General features: G+C 50.1%; 1 protein-coding gene. It reads left to right on the top strand.

The window, feature by feature from the left end; genetic code table 11:
- Window positions 1-385, top strand: a 385-nt coding sequence (locus ACE418_RS13485) for a hypothetical protein (RefSeq protein ID WP_416451085.1), incomplete at both ends; no start/stop codon positions are given.

Here is a 385-nt window from a genome sequence, read left to right as displayed (position 1 = left end):
GTGTCGACGCCGGTCTCCATTACCGGACTGACGGATTATCAGGTCACGCAGGATGGCAGCAGCTATGATGCAGAAAACCATCGCCTGACCTTGAACCTGAAGGATACGATGAATACTTCGAATTCGGCGCAGAGCGTTACCTTTGACGGTATCGCCAGCATGACGGATGTAGCTAAAGCCACGACAGAAGTCAAAGGCGGTACGAATATTGCCTCGGTAGATAAAACTACAGGAACCAATGGCAATGACGTCTATACGGTCAATGCCAAAGGGACTACGGTCTCGACAGATGACAACTTTGTCCTGGATACTACTGCTGCCGGAAACAATGTCACCAACTATGGCCTGTCCTTAGCGAACAGCATCACTATCGGCAAGGGAGAAA

This window comes from Megasphaera jansseni (genome assembly GCF_047974155.1).
Taxonomy (GTDB): Bacteria; Bacillota; Negativicutes; order Veillonellales; family Megasphaeraceae; genus Megasphaera.
The sequence above is the reverse complement of the archived record's forward strand: the minus strand, read 5'-3'. Positions and strand labels throughout refer to the sequence as shown.